We start from the raw sequence: 18,186 nt of genomic DNA on the forward strand, positions 1-18,186 counted from the left end.
CCCTCCAAGATGAGCAAACAATGAAAAAACGAGGAACCGGACGTTGGACAATGTTCCAATCCTTCCCTCAGGATATCAGACATTTATGCTATTTAAATCGCTTGCTCACCTTTTCCCACTTGTGGCATCACAATATCATGTAGTTTTAGATTTCGATTCTCTTCCGGCCAAGGATGCATATCGCGATATTTCATTTCATGGTCATACAAAATCGGCTTGGCAATAAATGGTTCCTGTCGTTCATTATTAATCATAAACCAAACAGCAGCATGATACGGGGTTAGGTGCATAAAATCGTCATATTCTAAACGATCCATTAATCCACTCCACCGCTTTGCATCATCAGGTGTATAGGAACGAAAAATGATTTTATTACCAATGATACTATCTAAGAAGTTTTGAACAGAACCATTAATATCTTCAATTGTGTTTGAACTTGCGGCAATCCGAACACCAATTCTTCTTCCTCTTGTGCAAAGCATCATCATCATGCGACCAGTAAATCCTGCAAAATCGTCAAGAAATAGGTTTGTCATTAAGCGTTCCTTAGGCAATGGAATGTAAAACTGTTCTAACAAAGTATGGTAGACATGAGCTAAAAACATAGAGGAAGAAAATGCGTTCATATCAAAGCCAAAATCCCACTTCCCACCATGCATCAATACAACAGCTTTTTCTTCATACAAAATTCGTTTTAAATCAATTGTATTTGGATGACATAGCGTCTTTGTTAAACGTTCTGTTGATAAAATCCGCCCAAATACTGTTAAGATCGGAGCAATATATGTGACAAAATAACGGGGATTGCGGATCAACTGTGTACGTTCAATCCAATATCTTCTCAGCGTAGAGTCAGGCGGCAATGCTTGGATGAGTCGCAAACGATATTTTTCATTTGCTAACACTTCCTTAATATGACGAAGATCAATCGCCGGAACAGCTTCTTTCCATGCGGGGGATAGCTCCCTAGCTGCACGTAATGCTAAATAAGCCTGTCCAATAAAATCCATGTTTTTAATTTTGCTTCCAAACACCGCTTGGAAGATACCGACTAGATTTTCTGCCATAATATCAGCTGGAGTTTCATCATTTGACATAAAATTGACGCCCCACTCTCCTGGGGTATCCATATCGATGATATATACCTTTCGATCTGAAGGGACTAAGCTGAGGAAATCTTTTGCTTCGTTTGGATTACTAGAAATAATGATTGAAGGTTGATCTCTATTGCTGATATATGAAATCATATGGCTGGTAAGGGTCATTGTCTTCCCAGAAGCACCTCCCCCTAAAACCAACAGATGTCTCCCAAACATTTCCTCTGTCAAAGTTACCTTCACTCCATCTTCTGTTTCTAACAATGGAAATTCAGCACCATCATTTACTGGTATTCCTGCTGGCACTGGTAGACGGCGATTTGTAAAGCGCTTCATCCCACCTACTCTAAGTCGAGGTGAAGGTAATTGCATTAATGTCGCTAAATGATAGGAAGCAAAGGTCATTTTTGGACCAAAGAAAAGAGAAGGCATTTTATTGCTCACTAGAAAGTTCCACCAATATTGTTGGAAGTATTTCCGTAGTTCGTATCTCATAATACTTTCCGGCACAATACTGTTATTGGTATTTACCTCCCCAATTGTCCCGATCAAACCTTTGAGGATTTGATTATTGTCAGCATAGACACGAACTTCACATTCAAAAAGCGCTCCACCAACTTTAGCTAAACGATACTTTAAGCGATTTCTCTTCTGTTTATTTAAAGAATATGGAGCTACTACAAATTGAACACCTGCATTTCCATCCACTTCATCCATGGCAGCCAATAATGAATCAGTCAAAGACTTATCATATTTGATTGCTCCAAAATCACTGTCTAATTCTACTGTTTCCAGTGATTTAAACCACTTTCGTTCCAATTGTAACTGCATAAATTCCTTTGGAACAGGCTCTTTTGCTTGTTCTACTTTTTCAAAGCGAACATGTGGATAGATCGATTGTAAGTTTCGCAAAATGGTGCTTAATAAATCGCCAGTAGCTGATATATAAATCTCTTTCTGCCCTTGCATTGATTTAATCTCCCAGCTAAAATAATTGGAGCCTTGATAGTAATATTGAACAGAAAAAGCGGGTAGCAACACGCCGTTTAAGAAGTCAAAAAAATTAATCATATCGATCCGATTTTGTTCATCTACCTTACTAATAACCAAACGCACTGTTTCAAGCTGTTTCGAACGTTGAAAATATTGATAGATCCTAGAAATCCAGGGAAGCGAAAGCAAGATTGCGATGGGTAAAACGACAAATAATAGGGTGGCGATAATACTAGCGATACTGAGTGAACTAACCAGTATAAAAAGCTCTTTATGATAAAACCATAGTGAAGCCAGTCCCACTAAAATAAGCAAAATGAATAAAGTTCGTAGATTACCTGCATTTTTTCCTCCGTTTGCCATATAGTTCCCTCCCAACTTGCAATTTACTAAAGAAAAGCCCATTTGCTTATATTAAACATATTATACTGCTTTGTATGTTTCTGAAAAATATTTATAAAAAAATCCCACAATAAAATGTAGGTTTTCTACTTGTAGCAACAGCCACATAGTCGACTTGTGATCGTGGTTCACGGCTTCGCTCCGATCTGGACTTGCCAGGATGTGGGGTTGTCTTGTTGTAGACAAGGTCATTTTTTCATATCTCTCCACTTTAATACCCACTGGTTCATCTCTGCCAGTACCTGCTGAAAATCCTTTCCCTTTTCCGTTAACGAATATTCAACCGTAGTTGGGACAGTGGGGATTACTTTACGATGAATAAGACCAAATTGCTCCAAACCCCGCAAAGCATTGGTCAAAGACTGAGTTCTTACCACTGCTAAGCTACGTTGCAGTTGTTTAAATCGCTTTGTACCTTTGTACAGTTCATTGATGATCTCATTTGCCCACTTGATCTGAAAAATTTGAACCACTTCACAGATTGGTTGCTTTAATAAATCCGTGTTTGTCGGTGTATGCATATGAAATAACCCCTTACTAAAAGTAAGTTGGTACATTTGCTTGGACTCTGTCCATTTATTTTGCTTTCTACCATTATTATACCAATCTCCATATAATTCAACTATATACAACATAATAACAAAGAGGTGTGACTAAAATGCTCTTAAATAAACAAGTTATTCTAAGCAAAAGACCCCAAGGTCTACCAAATGAATCACATTTTCAAATTGTAAACACAGAAACAGGTGAACTCAAACAGAATGAAATCCAGGTGCAAACACGCTTTTTATCCATTGATCCATTTTTAAGAAACACAATGAATGAAACCAAATTTGTAGAGGAGCCTGCTAAACTAGGACATGTGTTTGGGAGTTTTGCTGTTGGAGAAGTAATTGCATCAAAAAGCGATCAGATCCATATGGGCGATATTGTTTCTGGTGTATGGGGATGGCAAACGCTCCCCACACTTCCAGATCAAGAGGTAACAAAATTAGATAAACATATTTCACCTATCTCTACAGCACTAGGAGTATATGGAATTTCAGGACTGACTGCTTATTTTGGTATGCTCGAAATCGGAAAACCCCAACCAGGTGAAACTGTAGTGATCTCAGGAGCTGGTGGTTCAGTAGGAATGATCGCGGGGCAAATCGCTAAGATCAAAGGAGCAAAGGTGATTGGAATCTCTGGTTCAGACCAAAAAAATGAGTACCTTCGAGACGAATTAGGCTTTGATATAACGATCAATTATCGAACATCAACCAAATTATCTAAAAGTATAAAAGAAGCAGCAAAGCAAGGGATAGATATCTATTTTGACAACGTTGGCGGCGCTGTTTCGGATGCCGTGATGCAACATATCAATCCAAATGCACGAATCCCGATCAGTGGTCAAATATCTCAATATAACCTTCAAAAGACTGAAATCGGTCCAAGAGTGGGAATGTTGTTAGTTAAAAATGCCGCACTAATGCAGGGTTTTAGCTTTGCTCAGTTTGCATCTCATTTCCCACAAGCGATTAAAACTTTAGCAGACTGGATTCATTCTGATCAGTTAAAGTACAAGGAGCATATTATTGAAGGTTTTGAAAATACACCATTAGCATTTATTGGGCTATTTAAAGGCGACAATTTTGGAAAAACGCTAATAAAAGTATACTAATATTTGACCTGTTCAATTATGCTCTTTCAATTGATTCCTTTTATAATATTCGAATCTTATAGAAGAAATATACTCTTTATACTGATATAATTATATTAGAATATTACTTTTTACAGAATAAGGAGCATAGTTATGTTAAAAAAATTAGGTATCTTTATATTGGCGTTTACTTTTGCACTTTCGCTTACACCTATTGTCAACCTTCCATCCGTTACTGCTGCTCAAAATAAAGTCAAACCTGCTAGTCTCATTGCCTTGACCCAAAAAGCTGCTACAAAGGGGCAGTCCATTCATGCTCCATTTATAGTGAATGAATCGACAAGACCTATCATTCGCACTCAATGGGGAGAACCTGAAACTGCATATGAAAGTGCACGTGTAGATTTTTACACTTCACGTCATTTTACATTCTCCTATCAATATGACAATCAATGGACGCTCGCTACCATACGAGATGAAGATCCACAATATCAGACGATCACCATTAAGACATTACTCAATACATTAGGTAATTCACAGTCTATTGAGTCATCAGGTGATGAAAAATGGTATATCTACCATGCAGGTAATTATGATATTGCCTATGTTTTTCCTTCATCAACCAAAAACACAACAAAAGCGAAAGCTGTTGTAATTTCACCAGCTCAATAAATAAAAAAGCACTTCTGAAGATTTCCAGAAGTGCTTTTTTTACAGTCTGAAATTCTATGTCATTATATAGGACTTCATATCCACCTATTTGCCTAGCTTCTCTTTCACTTGATTGACTACATTTTCGACTGAGAAACCAAACTCTTTCATCACGCGATCCCCAGGAGCAGAAGCACCAAAATGATCAATTCCGATTACCTCTCCTTGTGCGCCCACATATGGCTCCCAGCCTGTCGGATACGCAGCTTCAATGGCAATGCGAACCGGGACTTCATCAGGTAATATCTGTTGTTGATACGCTACCGATTGATCTGCAAACAATTCTCTACAAGGCATGCTGACAACTCGCGTAGAGATGCCTTCTTGCTCCAATTGCTCCTTCGCAGATACGGCAAGACTTACCTCTGACCCAGTCGCTAATAGAATCACATCTGGCTTATCAGCTGTATCTGAAACGATATAAGCCCCTTTTGCTAAATCATTCGCTCGGAAATTATGGCTTCCTTCAAGAATGGGCAAATTTTGGCGAGAGAGAATCAAAGCAACTGGATGTTCTGTTTGCTCCAAAGCATATTCCCAAGCAGCTACCGTTTCGTTAGCATCTGCCGGTCGAATCACTCGTAATCCAGGAACCAAACGTAAAGAAGGGATTTGCTCAATTGGTTCGTGTGTAGGGCCATCCTCACCCACTGCAATACTATCATGTGTAAAGACATATGTGACAGGTAACTTCGATAAAGCTGCTAAACGGATCGATGGGCGAAGGTAATCGGAAAATACCAAGAAAGTGGCTCCAAAGGGACGTACTCCTCCGTGTAACATCATTCCATTTAAAATCGCACCCATGCCATGTTCGCGAACACCAAACCAAATATTTCTACCCCGATAATCTTCTTTATGAAAAACACCTGCCTCTTTCATCTCTGTATTGTTTGAAGAAGCAAGATCAGCAGAGCCTCCGATTAATTCTGGTACACGATCTGCCAATTTCTGTAATACCGCACCAGATGCAGCACGAGTTGCCATTGGTTTATCTTCAGGTGTATACTGCGGCAGTATCTCTTTCCATTGGTTAGGGAGCTTACCAACACTAATCCGCATTAGTTCTTCGTATTGAGAGGGGTACGTTTGTTTATATTCTTCTAACATCCGATTCCATTTTTGCTCTTCTGATGCTAAACGGTTTAGAATTTGTGCAAAATGCTCACGTACTTCTTCTGGAACATGGAAAGACTCTTCTTTTTCCCATTGATATGCTTTTCTAACCTCGACCACTTCATCTTTTCCTAATGGCTTGCCATGCGCTTCAGATGTACCAGCACGATTTGGACTTCCATAACCAATGATCGTTCGAACTTCAATTAATGTGGGGCGATTTTGCTCACGTTGCCCTGCCTCAATCGCGCGTCCAATCTCATGCAAGTCATTTCCATCTTCAACATGAAGAACTTGCCATCCAAGCGCTTCCATCCGACTTGCTGTATGTTCCGTAAAGGCTTGTTCTAAATCTCCATCTAGCGAAATATCATTTGAATCATAAAGAACAATTAACTTACCCAATCCAAGATGCCCTGCAAGAGAACAAGCTTCAGCCGCTACGCCTTCCATTAAGTCACCATCACTACATAATACATATGTAAAATGATCAATGATTGGTAGACCAGGTTGATTAAATCGGGCTCCAAGATGAGCTTCTGCCATCGCCATTCCTACAGCGCTTGATATACCTTGACCAAGTGGACCTGTCGTCATTTCTACACCAGGTGTATGCCCTACTTCAGGATGACCTGGTGTCTTACTACCCCATTGTCGAAACTGTTTTAAATCCTCTAAGGAAACATCATAACCAAATAAGTGCAATAAGCTATAAAGCAAAGCGGAACCATGTCCAGCAGATAGAACAAAACGATCCCGGTTAAACCAATTCGGGTTTTTGGGGTTGTGTTTCATATAATTTGCCCAACAATAGTATGCCATTGGGGCCGCACCCATTGGCATGCCAGGATGACCAGAATTTGCTTGCTCGATAGCATCAATTGATAACATTCGAACCGTATTAATAGATAATTGATTGATCGACATTTTTTCGCGCTCCTCTACGATTACTGATACATTTCCAGTTTATTATATAGCATTTGTTTCAAATGAGAACGCCATTCTCTGTTTCTAACATCATTGTAACAGGGCCATCATTCGTTAAACAAACCTCCATCATCGCACCAAAAATACCTGTTTCAACACGTACATCATATGATCTTAATCTATCATTTAGATAATTATACAGAGATTTTGCCTGATCAGGTGAAGCTGCTGCCATAAAATTAGGTCGCCGCCCTTTCCGCGTATCCCCATATAACGTAAATTGAGACACAGAAAGAATCGCTCCTCCCACTTCTAGCAAGGAGCGATTCATTTTTCCCTGTTCATCTTCAAAGATCCGAAGATTGACAAGTTTACGTGCTATCTCATCAGCATCTTGCTGAGTATCCCCATGCTTGATGCCAACCAACAAAACGAAGCCGGAATCAATTGCACCTGTGACCTGTTCCTCCACAGTTACCTTCGCCTGTTTGGCACGCTGTAATAATACACGCAAAAAAACCCCTCCTAATCACGATAACCTAATCCTTTACTGCATAATTCTCCGCACTGTATAAATGTCTGGAATCTGCTTCACTTTTTCAACAAGCGAATTTAAATGTTGGTGATTTTGAATATTGACCGTGATTAAGATATGCGCGAGCCCCCGTTTTCGATCTCCTCTCGCGCTGACAGCGGAATAATCCGTCTTTGCATCAGCAATCGCTTGAAGGACTTCGGAAAGAAGACCTCCTCTTTCTAATCCAGATACTTCAAGATCAACTTGATACGCACGAGCTGACTCTCCAACCCATTCGACCGGAACTTGTCGTTTTTCCGTCATATACTTCAGATTTGGACAATCACTTCGATGAACCGAAACACCTCGTCCCTGTGTGACAAAACCAATAATTTCATCACCTGGCACAGGACTACAACATCGGGATAACCTGATCAACAGATTATCGACACCTTTTACTCGAACACCATGATCACGATATGTTCTCGGTAATGAGCGGACTTTTGGTAAGGAAACTGCATGTTCAACTTCTTGTTCAATTGTCAAATTCGAAGGGGATGCCGGAATACTTTCAACAATTCGTCCGACTACCTGTGAAGTTGAGATACCACCATAACCAACTGCTGCAAACATATCCTCTTCATCTTGGAAATGTAGCTTCTTTACTGTTGCATTTAACTGATCAGCAACAAGCAGCTCGGAAAGGTTGAGGTCGTATTTTTTCAATAAACTTCCTACCATTTCACGACCTTTGGCAATACTTTCTTCTCGCTGTTCTTTCTTAAACCAACTACGAATTTTATTTCGTGCATGGGATGATTTCACCATTTTGAGCCAATCACGACTTGGACCAAAGCTTTGTTTGGACGTAATAATTTCTACAATATCTCCTGTCCTTAGCTTATAATCAAAGTCGACTATTTTCCCATTCACTTTTGCTTGGACACAACGATTACCGATTTCAGTATGAATCCGATAAGCGAAATCAAGTGGAACGGAACCTGCTGGTAGCTCGATCACATCCCCAGTAGGTGTAAAAACATAGACTGCATCTGAAAACCAGTCCATTTTTAGGCTTTCTACAAATTCCTGGGCATTGCGAGATTCATTTTGCAGCTCCATCATCTGACGAAACCATTTTAATTTCTCATTAAACATGCTCTTTTCAACTGCTGCATTCTCTTTATATGCCCAATGAGCCGCAATCCCATATTCAGCCGTACGATGCATATCCTGCGTTCGAATCTGAATTTCAATGGGCTCCCCTTTTGTACCAATTACAGTCGTATGCAACGATTGATACATATTCGTTTTAGGAGAAGCAATATAATCTTTAAAGCGACCTGGCATTGGCTTCCAAACCGTGTGAATAATTCCCAGCACTGCATAACAATCACGAACTGATTCAACAATTAAACGAACAGCCATCAAGTCGTAAATTTGACTAAATTCCTTATCTTGATTAATCATTTTACGATAGATGCTATATATATGCTTTGGTCGACCTGATACATCAATCAAGTGAATGCCAGAACCTGTTTCTTTAATCCGTTCTTTGATCAATTCGATAATCTCTGCCAGATATGATTCACGCTCAGCTCTTTTTGTTTTCATTAATTGCACGATCCGATAATACTGTTTTGGTGCGATATACCGAAGAGCAATATCTTCAAGCTCCCATTTAATCGTAGAAATCCCTAGACGATGTGCAAGCGGAGCAAAAATTTCTAAGGTCTCCTTTGAAATCGACCGTTGTTTCTCTTCTGATTTGTATTTTAAGGTTCGCATATTATGCAAACGATCCGCTAGCTTTATCATGATCACACGTACATCTTTTGCCATAGCGACAAACATTTTACGATAATTTTCTGCTTGATGCTCTTCTTTTGACTTAAACTTAATTCGTTTTGTTAACTTGGTGACGCCGTCAACGAGTAAGGCGACTGTCTCTCCAAAGCGTTCCTCGATCTGATCAAGCGTCACTCCTGTATCTTCTACCACATCATGTAAAAGCGCAGCGACCAGCGTCGTTACATCCATCTCAAGGTCGAGTAAGATTTCAGCCACCGCTACCGGATGATAGATATAAGGTTCACCCGACTTACGATACTGTCCCTCGTGAGCCTGTTCAGCAAATTCATATGACTCCTTGAGACGATTAATCTCCTCCGCTGTAAGATATTGTGCTGCCTTTTTAAGCAACTGCTCAATCGGCATAAGTAAACCATCACCCGTGAAAATATTTTTCCCTCTATTATCCATGAACCAATATCAAATGTAAAGGACAAGCACATAAGCAACATAATAAAAGCACCTCTATGGGTGCTTTACTTCCAGTTTGATCGCTTACGCAAATCTGACGATTTGGTGATCTTTGGAGGGCGAGTGCTTTTCTCTTTTTTTGATTTTAATGTTTCATAGAATGTGGTACGAAAACGGAGGTAGAGAAAGCCAATCGCAAGCAGAATTGCGGCAACTAATTTCATAGAAGAATCAAGTTTTTCATCAGCGTTATAGATAATGAAGGGGAGAATGACAACGCCTGCATATGCAACACCTTCAAAGGAGTATACAAGAATCCGCCAAACTTTAGTAAAATATTGACGAAAATTAATATCACCAGGTTGAAACAATTCCATAAATAAAATGACAATCAAACTAACCATCCAGATTCCAATCGAAATGAGAAATAAGGTAGATATACCCGATATGAAGGCATTAAAACCACTTTTGATTACTTCCAACATTATTGCTGTCACTTACAATATAGAGGAGATTACTCACATTTGAAATAAATGAACTCAAATATGTGAGCGCTTCTATATTCTTCCGATGTAAGTAACAAACATTCACCTCACTCTAGTTCTCTCGGAAGTCCACAATCTCTATGGACATCTTACCTTCTTTCGCTATTTGTTTCAATTTTCTCTAAGCATTTTGATTGAATTAAGAACTGATTGAACTCTTGGCTCTCTTTAAAGATAGCGTCTGAAAGGGGATACCCGTAACCTCCATTAATTTCCGTTCACGAGGATGACAAGTACATAAGAAAATTTGATGCTTCTTTGAGAATTGATGTAAAATTTGAAGCGTCTGCAATAAACGGTTCTCATCAAAATGAACAAAACTATCATCCAGAAACAGAGGCAAATGAATCGCTGGCGATGTTTGTTCTGAATAAAACTGTACAAATGCTAAACGCAAAGCAAAATAGATTTGATCAATTGTACCACGGCTTAACCTCTCTACCGGATAGTACTTCCCTGTCATAGGTTCACGAAATCTCAGGGAAAAACCGTTCTTTGGTGATAACTTACACTCTTGATAACGGTCATTTGTAATAGCAGTGATCCAGCGCATTGCAATCGGAGCGATTCTAGGTGCAATATTTCGATGAACTTGCTCTCTAGCCTGTTCAAAAACCTCTACTGCAAGCTGATAACTTGCTCGTTCTTTCTCCAAACGCTTTTTTTGCTCTTTTGCCTGCCTCCACACCACTTCAATTTGCCTGTTTTGTTTCAATTGCTTCACATGAGCATCTAGACTCCCTCTTAAAGTTGCCACTCGATCTTTTTGTTCCTGCCATACTAGAAGTTTCTGTTGATATTCCTGTTTTCGTTTTTCATAATAAACTTCCCCATCTCCCTCAGGATAAAGGTAACAACTAGCACCCTGTAATGTATGGTAAATTTTCTCCATTTTGAGTCGTATGTGATGAATTTGTCTCTTCCAGCCTTCGATTTGGGCAATCTCTTCACGAGAACGTATTTCTTTTTCTAATTCAGATAAATGCACCACTTGTTTTTGCTCTCGCTGCCACTCTTTACGCCAATCCCTCCAATGCATCTCTTCAATTCCTAAGCGACTTCGCAGTTCAAGACATGTCTTATCAACGGCATTCCATTCAGATTGTAATCTCTTTTCTTGTAATTGCAGATATGACAATTCAACCGATTGCCGATTAAAATCCTTTTGCTGTTGAAGTAAATCGTGTCGAAGCGATTCTACTTCTTGTTGCCAATGTAAGGGGTCAAAAGGAGGGATTGAAGAGAGAAAACGAGCTAACCATTTTCGAACCTGCTGCCGGATACGCTCCATTCTCTTCTCACAATCGCGCGGACTCAGTGATTCTACAATCTCCTCTTCATCAAACTGCATGAGCAAAAGTTCTTCCCAAGAGGATACTTTCCAACGGTCAAAAATCTCTTTTCTATCTTGGTACTTTTGTAAGTAAACCCATCCAAAGGATCCAAAGGCAAGCAAGGCAAACAATCCGACAGAACATCCAATCCATAAATTGAACCAGCCTGTAATCGTAGAAGCGAAAGTAAGGATAATGCCCACTGCCAATAAATAGTCTTCTTGATGTCGCTTCCAATGGGTACCATTTTGTTCTCTAAGATAAGCAACATCTTGTTCCCATTCTTTTCTTCGCTCCGTTTCGTCTACCTCTTGTTCCAACTTTTCTTGCACAATCTGCTCTAATTGGAAATATTCCTTTAATTCAATGAGCATCTCATCTGCTTCATGAATCAATTGATGAATGGTTCTTTCATCTTTTGTCTCTAATTGCCGTTCTAATTCCTTCTTCTCAACACGTAATTCAGTCAATTGCGTCTGTAGATTTTCTACCTTTTGTGCTAAATAGAAAAAATGATCGACTTCTTCATTATCCATGGTCTGCCACTCCGGAAACTTTACTTTTTTCTGTAATTGAGCCTTTCTTAACTTTAAAGCGGTTAAATCATCTACTCTTCTTTGTAACTTATCGAGTTCAAGCTGATACTTTTCCCATTGATAAATTTGCTCTGACTGGCGATCTTCTAATTGTTTTGTTTGTTCATAATGAGCGATCTCTCGCTCAAGCTTCTTTAACTCTTCAGCTTTTTTTTCTACTTTTTTCTGCTCTAACTGCCATTGTTGTTCTTGGTGCTGAATTTGCTCTTTTTGCTTTTGCCACTCTTTCCATTTTTTTTCATAACTTTCGATCTGTCTACAAACTTGTCCATATGGAGTCGATCCGGCTGAAGCAAGGGTTCCAATTTGATCAATCTCTTGTTTTAAATCTTGTAAAACTCCTTGTATATCCCATTCCTCTCCCTGCTCTAGCAATTGAATAAAGCGCTCTACCAATTCTCGATCATGATTTCGAGCGCGAGATGAAGTTGTTTTTTGCCCTGAAAATGTAAGTGAATTGATAAAACTTATTCGCTTTAATAACTCCCCTGAAAGACCAATTTGTTGCTCTAGAAATCGTCGTTCCTTTTTCTGATCCAGCACAAATTGATCTGTTATATCCTCACCTGTCCGGCATAATATCAGTTGTTGATCATCATCAATAAAAGAACGCATCAGTTCGTAACTTTCAAGCCCGATTTGATATTGGATACTTCCACCATAGCGACTATTGGTTCCCCAAGGAGAAAAATGCTCAAACCATTCCGCTTTTGTCTTTTTACGATAGCCTTCACGATTTCGACCAAACAAAAGTGCAAAAATCCCTTGTATTAACGTAGATTTACCTGATTCGTTTGGTGCTTCAATTAAGTTAATTCCTTCAGAAAAATGAAACTCCTCTTCAGACCATAAGCCAAAACCTTGGATTTTGAGTTGTTTCAGTTTCATCCAATCCTCTCCTTGCGAACAAATGCTTCAAGCCCTTTCAATAGAGCAAGCTCTAATATTTCACAATCTTCACCCGTCACTTTTTGCTTTTTTTGCTCAAGTAATTCAATATAGGTTGCTATAATCTGCGACTTCTTTTTCAATTCGTCCAAATCAAAATGAGGGAGGGTTTGGTTCTCTATGAAGAAAGTGCTTTGTTTATGATTAGGTAATTCTTCATATAGCCAAGGAATTAGTTGATTCATCTCTAACTCGGGTGAAACCATACCCGTTAGCTCTAACATGGTATAACTAGGTGAATGATTGTCATGTAATGCTAGGAAACGTTTTAAGACTTGTTCTTTGGTCAATAAACCATGCATTGGAAGCTGAATTTGCATATAGATAGCAGTCTGAATGGGAATTTCTTCTATGATCCAACCATTCGATGACTCTTGAACGATACTGATCGTTCTTATGCCTGTTTCCTTCCAATTTAGTGCTTCAGGTGAACCTGGGTAACGAATCAGTGTTTCAATATCATTTTTCAGTTGATAAGTTTGTGGTTTATGTATATGCCCTAATGCAATATATTGAAAGTTTAATTGTTCTAATTTTGAGATCAGCAGTGGAAAATATTGACTCTGTTTTTGATCATCAAAGATCAACTCTCCATGTGCGATTAAAATCTGCTTTCCACGATTCGGGAATGAGTGAGGTAGACTGCCTATTTGTTCGTAGAAATCAGAAAACCCCTTCCCTATAAATTGCACATCATACTCAGGATCATAAAATTCTCCCCACTCATCGGTGAAGATATGGACATGATCAGGCCATTTCTCTTGCACATAAATAGAATCGGCTCGATAAGGATCATGATTACCTGGCGTAATAAAAACGGTTGAATCTGTTAGTCGACATAACTGTTCTTGAATAAATTCCCATAATGAACGATCCACATACCCATGTTCAACAAAATCGCCCGCGATCAATAGAAAGGGAACTTGTTGATCAATGGTTTGGTCGATGATACGTTTGAAAGTCTGTCGATATTCTTTTTCTCTTCTGCGATAGACGGATTCAGTAGCGCTTAAATGATGAAGTGGCTTTCCCAGATGAAGGTCAGCAGTATGAATAAAACGGAGTGGCTTCATATGGATTCCTCCGAAACATTGAAATGGAATATATGTCCTATTCGACTTTTCTTGTCTGTAACCTCCAAAAATCACCAATTTATCTATTGTTATATATCATAAAAAAGCCTTCTCCTGTTAAAGGAGAAGGCTGTAACGCTATTCTTTATTCAGATACCCAGCTTTTTAAATCCTCATATGAACGGAGTCCAATTAATGTTTTAACCTCTTTGCCATTTTCAAAGAGTTTTAGTGTAGGGATACTCATCACAGAAAACTTCTCAGCTAACTGTTGGTTCTCATCTACGTTTAATTTAGCAACAGTTAATCCCTCTACTTCTTCACCTAGTTGTTCAACAATTGGTCCAATTACCCGGCAGGGTCCACACCATTCTGCCCAAAAGTCAACAAGAACTCGATTATTCTCTTTCAAAGCTTGATCAAAGTTTTTTTCGTCTACAGTAATGGTTGCCATTTATACCACCCCTAATTGAATATTCTTTGTATCATTTTGTTCTTTTTGCTGTATGTGTATTAATCTTAAACTTAAATCATCAAACCATTCTTTATCTCTTGTTGCAAGGGCTAGATCGATTAAGTCCATAAGCTCTCCAACGGATTGTGCAGATTCAACAGGCAATTTTTTCAATTGACGAAGTCGACTACGTACAATCTCTCCAACTGCCTCTTGTCGATCCGACTCAATCACTCTTATTGTTGCTTGATCTATGGAAGCTTCAATTTCTTCAATATAGCCTCGGATGCGTTCATCCTCCATCGAAGTTCCTGAAACCCATTCGCCAACTTGAAAACTGATCATCTCACGCACCTCACTTTAACTGTACTTTTATATATTACAGTTATTCGGTAAAAAAAGAGCCTTCCTATTATTTCTTCTAGTTCTGCTCCTGTTTGATTAATTTCAGTACATCTGCAATATTATATCCGTTTAAAAATTTTACAACCTGCTTTTCCGCTTCGCTAAAAATTCCTTCTAAAACATGTTCAATATTTGACCCGATTAAACAATCGTCATTTCGCTTGGGGCATTTTGGCTTGAGTGAACCAGTAGAAATTAATTGATATAGCTCATCCAACCAAATATCTGTTGCATGCTTTGCTAGAAAAAAACCCCCACCTGCTCCTTCTTTCGAGCAAATGTAGTGATTCTTGCAAAGTAAGCTTAAAATTTTACGTGCCCGCACAGGGTGTACACAAGCACTTGCTGCAATCACATCACTAGTGATCATTTGCTCAGAATGATGGGCTAATAGGAGTAAGCTATGAACGGCTAAGGAAAAATCACTGTTCATATTGCTGCCTCCCCTCTGCTTAATGTAATAATAAATATTACAGTTAAAGATGTCAACACTTTTTTCATCATCCAATAATAAAAGGCTGAGTATATCTACTCAACCCTTTTATTCACTACTCAATCTTCATAATTTGGAATTGAATTGTACCTGAAGGTGCTGGTACATCAGCGATTTCATCCACCTTTTTTCCAATCAACTCAGAACCGAGTGGTGATTCGTTCGAAATTCGACCTAAATCTGGATCCGCTTCTGCGCTACCAACGATGGTATATACTTCAATATCACCATCTGGGATTTCTTTTACAGTAACTTTTGCACCTACATTCACTATATTTTTATCCTGAATATCATCTGGACTAATAATTTTAGCATTACGAATCATATTTTCCAAAGATACAATCCTAGACTCGATAAAGGCTTGTTCATCTTTGGCAGCATCATATTCCGAATTTTCGCTAAGATCACCCTGAGCGATCGCTTCTTTTAAACGTTCCGCTACTTCATGACGCTTAACAGTCTTTAATTCTTCTAACTCCTTCTTTAAATTTTCTAAGCCCTCTTCCGTTATAAGCACCTCTTTATTATTTTGAACCACTACAATTCCTCCTTTTTCTCCATCAACATCACTTGTATATGGGGCTTTCAATTTATTTATGTTTGGTTACTTATGCCTTTGTGGTGTCGCTGGTCTACATATTTCATTTCATGATCACAATCGAATGATAGATCACATGCTTAATCCATATGAATGCAAATGAGTTGTTGATTATGACTCTGTCTTTCTCTAACATCTCATGGATTCCCTAAAAGTATGTTTTTAAAACGGAAACATTCCCAAGAATAAAGAAAAATTTACAAATAAAGCGATTGCACAACAAGAATATTCCATCTACAATGTGAGTGAAGATTCATCCTTTCCAACCGCTCAAAAATTGGATTGCTGAATATATTAGCACATTTATATTCATCATCCAAGAGAACGGATTCACATTTTCTTGGTATTGATATACAATATCATCCAATTTTCCATTTTTTGTGATCTCTATGCGTCATTCTATTCTACAATGACTTTTCGTGAAAAGCTAGACATTATCTAAAAGAATATAGAGGAGGCATCACCTATTGTTCGTACAATCTGATTGGCTTAATCAACATCTTACTGATGAATCAATCCGTATTTTAGACTGTCGTTTTTACTTATATGACCCTTCAGCAGGAAAAAAAGCGTATGAAGAAAATCATATACCAGGAGCGCAATTTATTGACATTGAAAAAGACTTATCTTCGCCAGTGTCGACCCATGGCGGACGGCATCCACTTCCTGACCCCAACAAATTAGCGAACTTGCTCGGTCATCTTGGAATCAATGAAAAACATCATATCATTGTCTATGATGATCAAAAAGGAGCAATGGCTGGAAGATGTTGGTGGGTGCTTACTTATATCGGTCATCCTCATGTACAAATACTTGATGGGGGATATTCCGATTGGAAAAAACAGAATTATCCGATCAATAATCAAAAGCCGATCTATCCACATACTTCATTCATTCCTAAACTCCAACAAGATATGCTTGTCGATAAAGCTGAGGTACAACAAAAAAGACATACGCCGAACACGCTTTTGATCGACTCGCGAGAACCTGCTCGATATCGAGGTGAAGAAGAACCGATCGATCCTGTAGCTGGACATATACCTGGAGCGATTAATTTTCCTTGGTTTGAAGTTCTTAATGACGATGGAAAGTGGCGCACTGTTAACGAATTACAACAACATTTCCAAAAAGTCGATCCTGATCAAGAAATCATTGTTTACTGTGGGTCAGGGATTACCGCTACACCAAATTTTATCGCTCTGCAACAAGCGGGTTATAAAAAAGTAAAGCTTTATGCAGGAAGTTGGAGCGACTGGATCACAGACCCAAACGCTCCAATCGCAAAAGGTGAAGAGCCAAAATAATCAGTTTCTCATTAATTCTAGTTCGATCAAGCGTTTAATGTTTTCATTCCATTGATTTTGGTGAGTTGCTAACATTTGCTCGGCTTTCTGGTGATTTGCTGGAACAAAGATCAACCGATCAAATTCAGGCAACTCCCCTCTTTCTTTTAATTGTATCTTATATTTTTGGTAATATTGATCTACTTCCTTTGCATTCATATTTAACTCGACTCTGTAAATAAATCCATAATTATCCTTTTTTCCTTTTGTCTTTAAATAAGCTAGTGACCATGTACGAACCATTTTTTGGTCATTGATGGAAAAGCCCATCTCTTCTTCCCATTCTCGTTTCATTCCATGCTCGAGGGAAAGTTGACCATCTAATAAATCTTGCTCATCAAGCGCTCCACCTACACACTGGATCATGGCAGGGCGAATCGCCCCATCCCCCATAACCCCAAATAAAAATTGCCGATCTTTCGTTTGTGTAATGGCACTTGTGTACGCAATATTGGTTGGTTTTTTTAGAACTTGTCCTCTGTACACAAATTGGGCATAACGGGTCGGAGCTACTTGAAATGTTAGTAATTGATCACGTTCCTGAAATCCCAACACTTGATAAACAATCCCATCAAAAATATATGGGTTACTTTTTTTTAGTTGATCCCAATATCCATATACTTGCTTTTCATCTGCCTGATATCCACTAACGCTCGTTTCTAAATTTACTTGTATGGGGTGGTCCACATGATGAATCTCAACAACCATCGATTTGACCTCCCTTTATAAT

Annotated in this window: 16 protein-coding genes; 3 read left to right on the forward strand and 13 right to left on the reverse strand. The window is 38.8% G+C overall.

What is annotated here, in order from left to right; genetic code table 11:
• Positions 1-92: 92 nt before the first annotated feature.
• Together BUB71_RS07515 and BUB71_RS07520 are read right to left on the reverse strand one after the other, a co-directional pair.
• Positions 93-2,453, reverse strand: coding sequence for a type IV secretory system conjugative DNA transfer family protein (locus BUB71_RS07515; RefSeq protein WP_073154228.1), 2,361 nt, complete (start codon positions 2,451-2,453; stop codon positions 93-95).
• A gap of 227 nt (positions 2,454-2,680) precedes the next feature.
• On the reverse strand, positions 2,681-3,013 hold the full coding sequence (locus BUB71_RS07520; RefSeq protein WP_073154229.1) for a winged helix-turn-helix transcriptional regulator: 333 nt from the start codon (positions 3,011-3,013) through the stop codon (positions 2,681-2,683).
• Between the two features lie 137 nt (positions 3,014-3,150).
• On the opposite strand from BUB71_RS07520, the gene BUB71_RS07525 reads away from it, so the two are divergent.
• Together BUB71_RS07525 and BUB71_RS07530 are read left to right on the forward strand one after the other, a co-directional pair.
• The gene (locus tag BUB71_RS07525) at positions 3,151-4,155 is read left to right on the forward strand and encodes an NADP-dependent oxidoreductase (protein WP_073154230.1); all 1,005 of its coding nucleotides are present in this window, start codon (positions 3,151-3,153) and stop codon (positions 4,153-4,155) included.
• 132 nt (positions 4,156-4,287) lie between these two features.
• Positions 4,288-4,806, forward strand: coding sequence for a DUF4309 domain-containing protein (locus tag BUB71_RS07530; RefSeq protein ID WP_073154231.1), 519 nt, complete (start codon positions 4,288-4,290; stop codon positions 4,804-4,806).
• An 84-nt stretch (positions 4,807-4,890) separates the two neighbouring features.
• On the opposite strand, the gene tkt is transcribed toward BUB71_RS07530, so the two are convergent.
• From tkt to greA, 10 genes are all read right to left on the reverse strand, one after another.
• On the reverse strand, positions 4,891-6,888 hold the full coding sequence (gene tkt / locus BUB71_RS07535; protein WP_073154232.1) for a transketolase: 1,998 nt from the start codon (positions 6,886-6,888) through the stop codon (positions 4,891-4,893).
• A 58-nt stretch (positions 6,889-6,946) separates the two neighbouring features.
• A complete protein-coding gene (gene dtd / locus BUB71_RS07540) occupies positions 6,947-7,402 on the reverse strand; it encodes a D-aminoacyl-tRNA deacylase (RefSeq protein WP_073154233.1) in 456 nt (151 codons plus the stop codon).
• Positions 7,403-7,435: 33 nt separating this feature from the next.
• A complete protein-coding gene (locus tag BUB71_RS07545; RefSeq protein WP_073154234.1) occupies positions 7,436-9,622 on the reverse strand; it encodes a RelA/SpoT family protein in 2,187 nt (728 codons plus the stop codon).
• A gap of 110 nt (positions 9,623-9,732) precedes the next feature.
• Entirely contained in the window at positions 9,733-10,152 is a 420-nt protein-coding gene (locus tag BUB71_RS07550; RefSeq protein ID WP_073154235.1) for a hypothetical protein, read from the reverse strand.
• Between the two features lie 199 nt (positions 10,153-10,351).
• Positions 10,352-13,030 (reverse strand): ATP-binding protein, encoded by a 2,679-nt coding sequence (locus BUB71_RS07555; RefSeq protein WP_073154236.1) that lies wholly within the window; start codon positions 13,028-13,030, stop codon positions 10,352-10,354.
• On the reverse strand, positions 13,027-14,163 hold the full coding sequence (locus tag BUB71_RS07560) for a metallophosphoesterase family protein (RefSeq protein ID WP_073154237.1): 1,137 nt from the start codon (positions 14,161-14,163) through the stop codon (positions 13,027-13,029). The genes BUB71_RS07555 and BUB71_RS07560 overlap by 4 nt, the downstream gene beginning before the upstream one ends.
• A 145-nt stretch (positions 14,164-14,308) precedes the next feature.
• Complete coding sequence (gene trxA / locus BUB71_RS07565) at positions 14,309-14,617, reverse strand: thioredoxin (RefSeq protein WP_073154238.1); 309 nt, start codon at positions 14,615-14,617, stop codon at positions 14,309-14,311.
• Entirely contained in the window at positions 14,618-14,962 is a 345-nt protein-coding gene (locus BUB71_RS07570) for an IDEAL domain-containing protein (protein WP_073154239.1), read from the reverse strand. It lies immediately after the preceding gene.
• Positions 14,963-15,038: 76 nt separating this feature from the next.
• Positions 15,039-15,455, reverse strand: coding sequence for an RrF2 family transcriptional regulator (locus BUB71_RS07575; RefSeq protein WP_073154240.1), 417 nt, complete (start codon positions 15,453-15,455; stop codon positions 15,039-15,041).
• Between the two features lie 115 nt (positions 15,456-15,570).
• Complete coding sequence (gene greA / locus BUB71_RS07580) at positions 15,571-16,053, reverse strand: transcription elongation factor GreA (RefSeq protein ID WP_073154241.1); 483 nt, start codon at positions 16,051-16,053, stop codon at positions 15,571-15,573.
• A gap of 527 nt (positions 16,054-16,580) precedes the next feature.
• Here greA and BUB71_RS07585 point away from each other — a divergent pair.
• Entirely contained in the window at positions 16,581-17,417 is an 837-nt protein-coding gene (locus tag BUB71_RS07585; RefSeq protein ID WP_073154242.1) for a sulfurtransferase, read from the forward strand.
• On the opposite strand, the gene BUB71_RS07590 is transcribed toward BUB71_RS07585, so the two are convergent.
• On the reverse strand, positions 17,418-18,164 hold the full coding sequence (locus BUB71_RS07590; RefSeq protein WP_073154243.1) for an NUDIX hydrolase: 747 nt from the start codon (positions 18,162-18,164) through the stop codon (positions 17,418-17,420). It lies immediately after the preceding gene.
• Between the last annotated feature and the right edge of the window lie 22 nt (positions 18,165-18,186).

It is taken from the genome of Seinonella peptonophila (genome assembly GCF_900129355.1).
GTDB lineage: Bacteria > Bacillota > Bacilli > Thermoactinomycetales > Thermoactinomycetaceae > Seinonella > Seinonella peptonophila.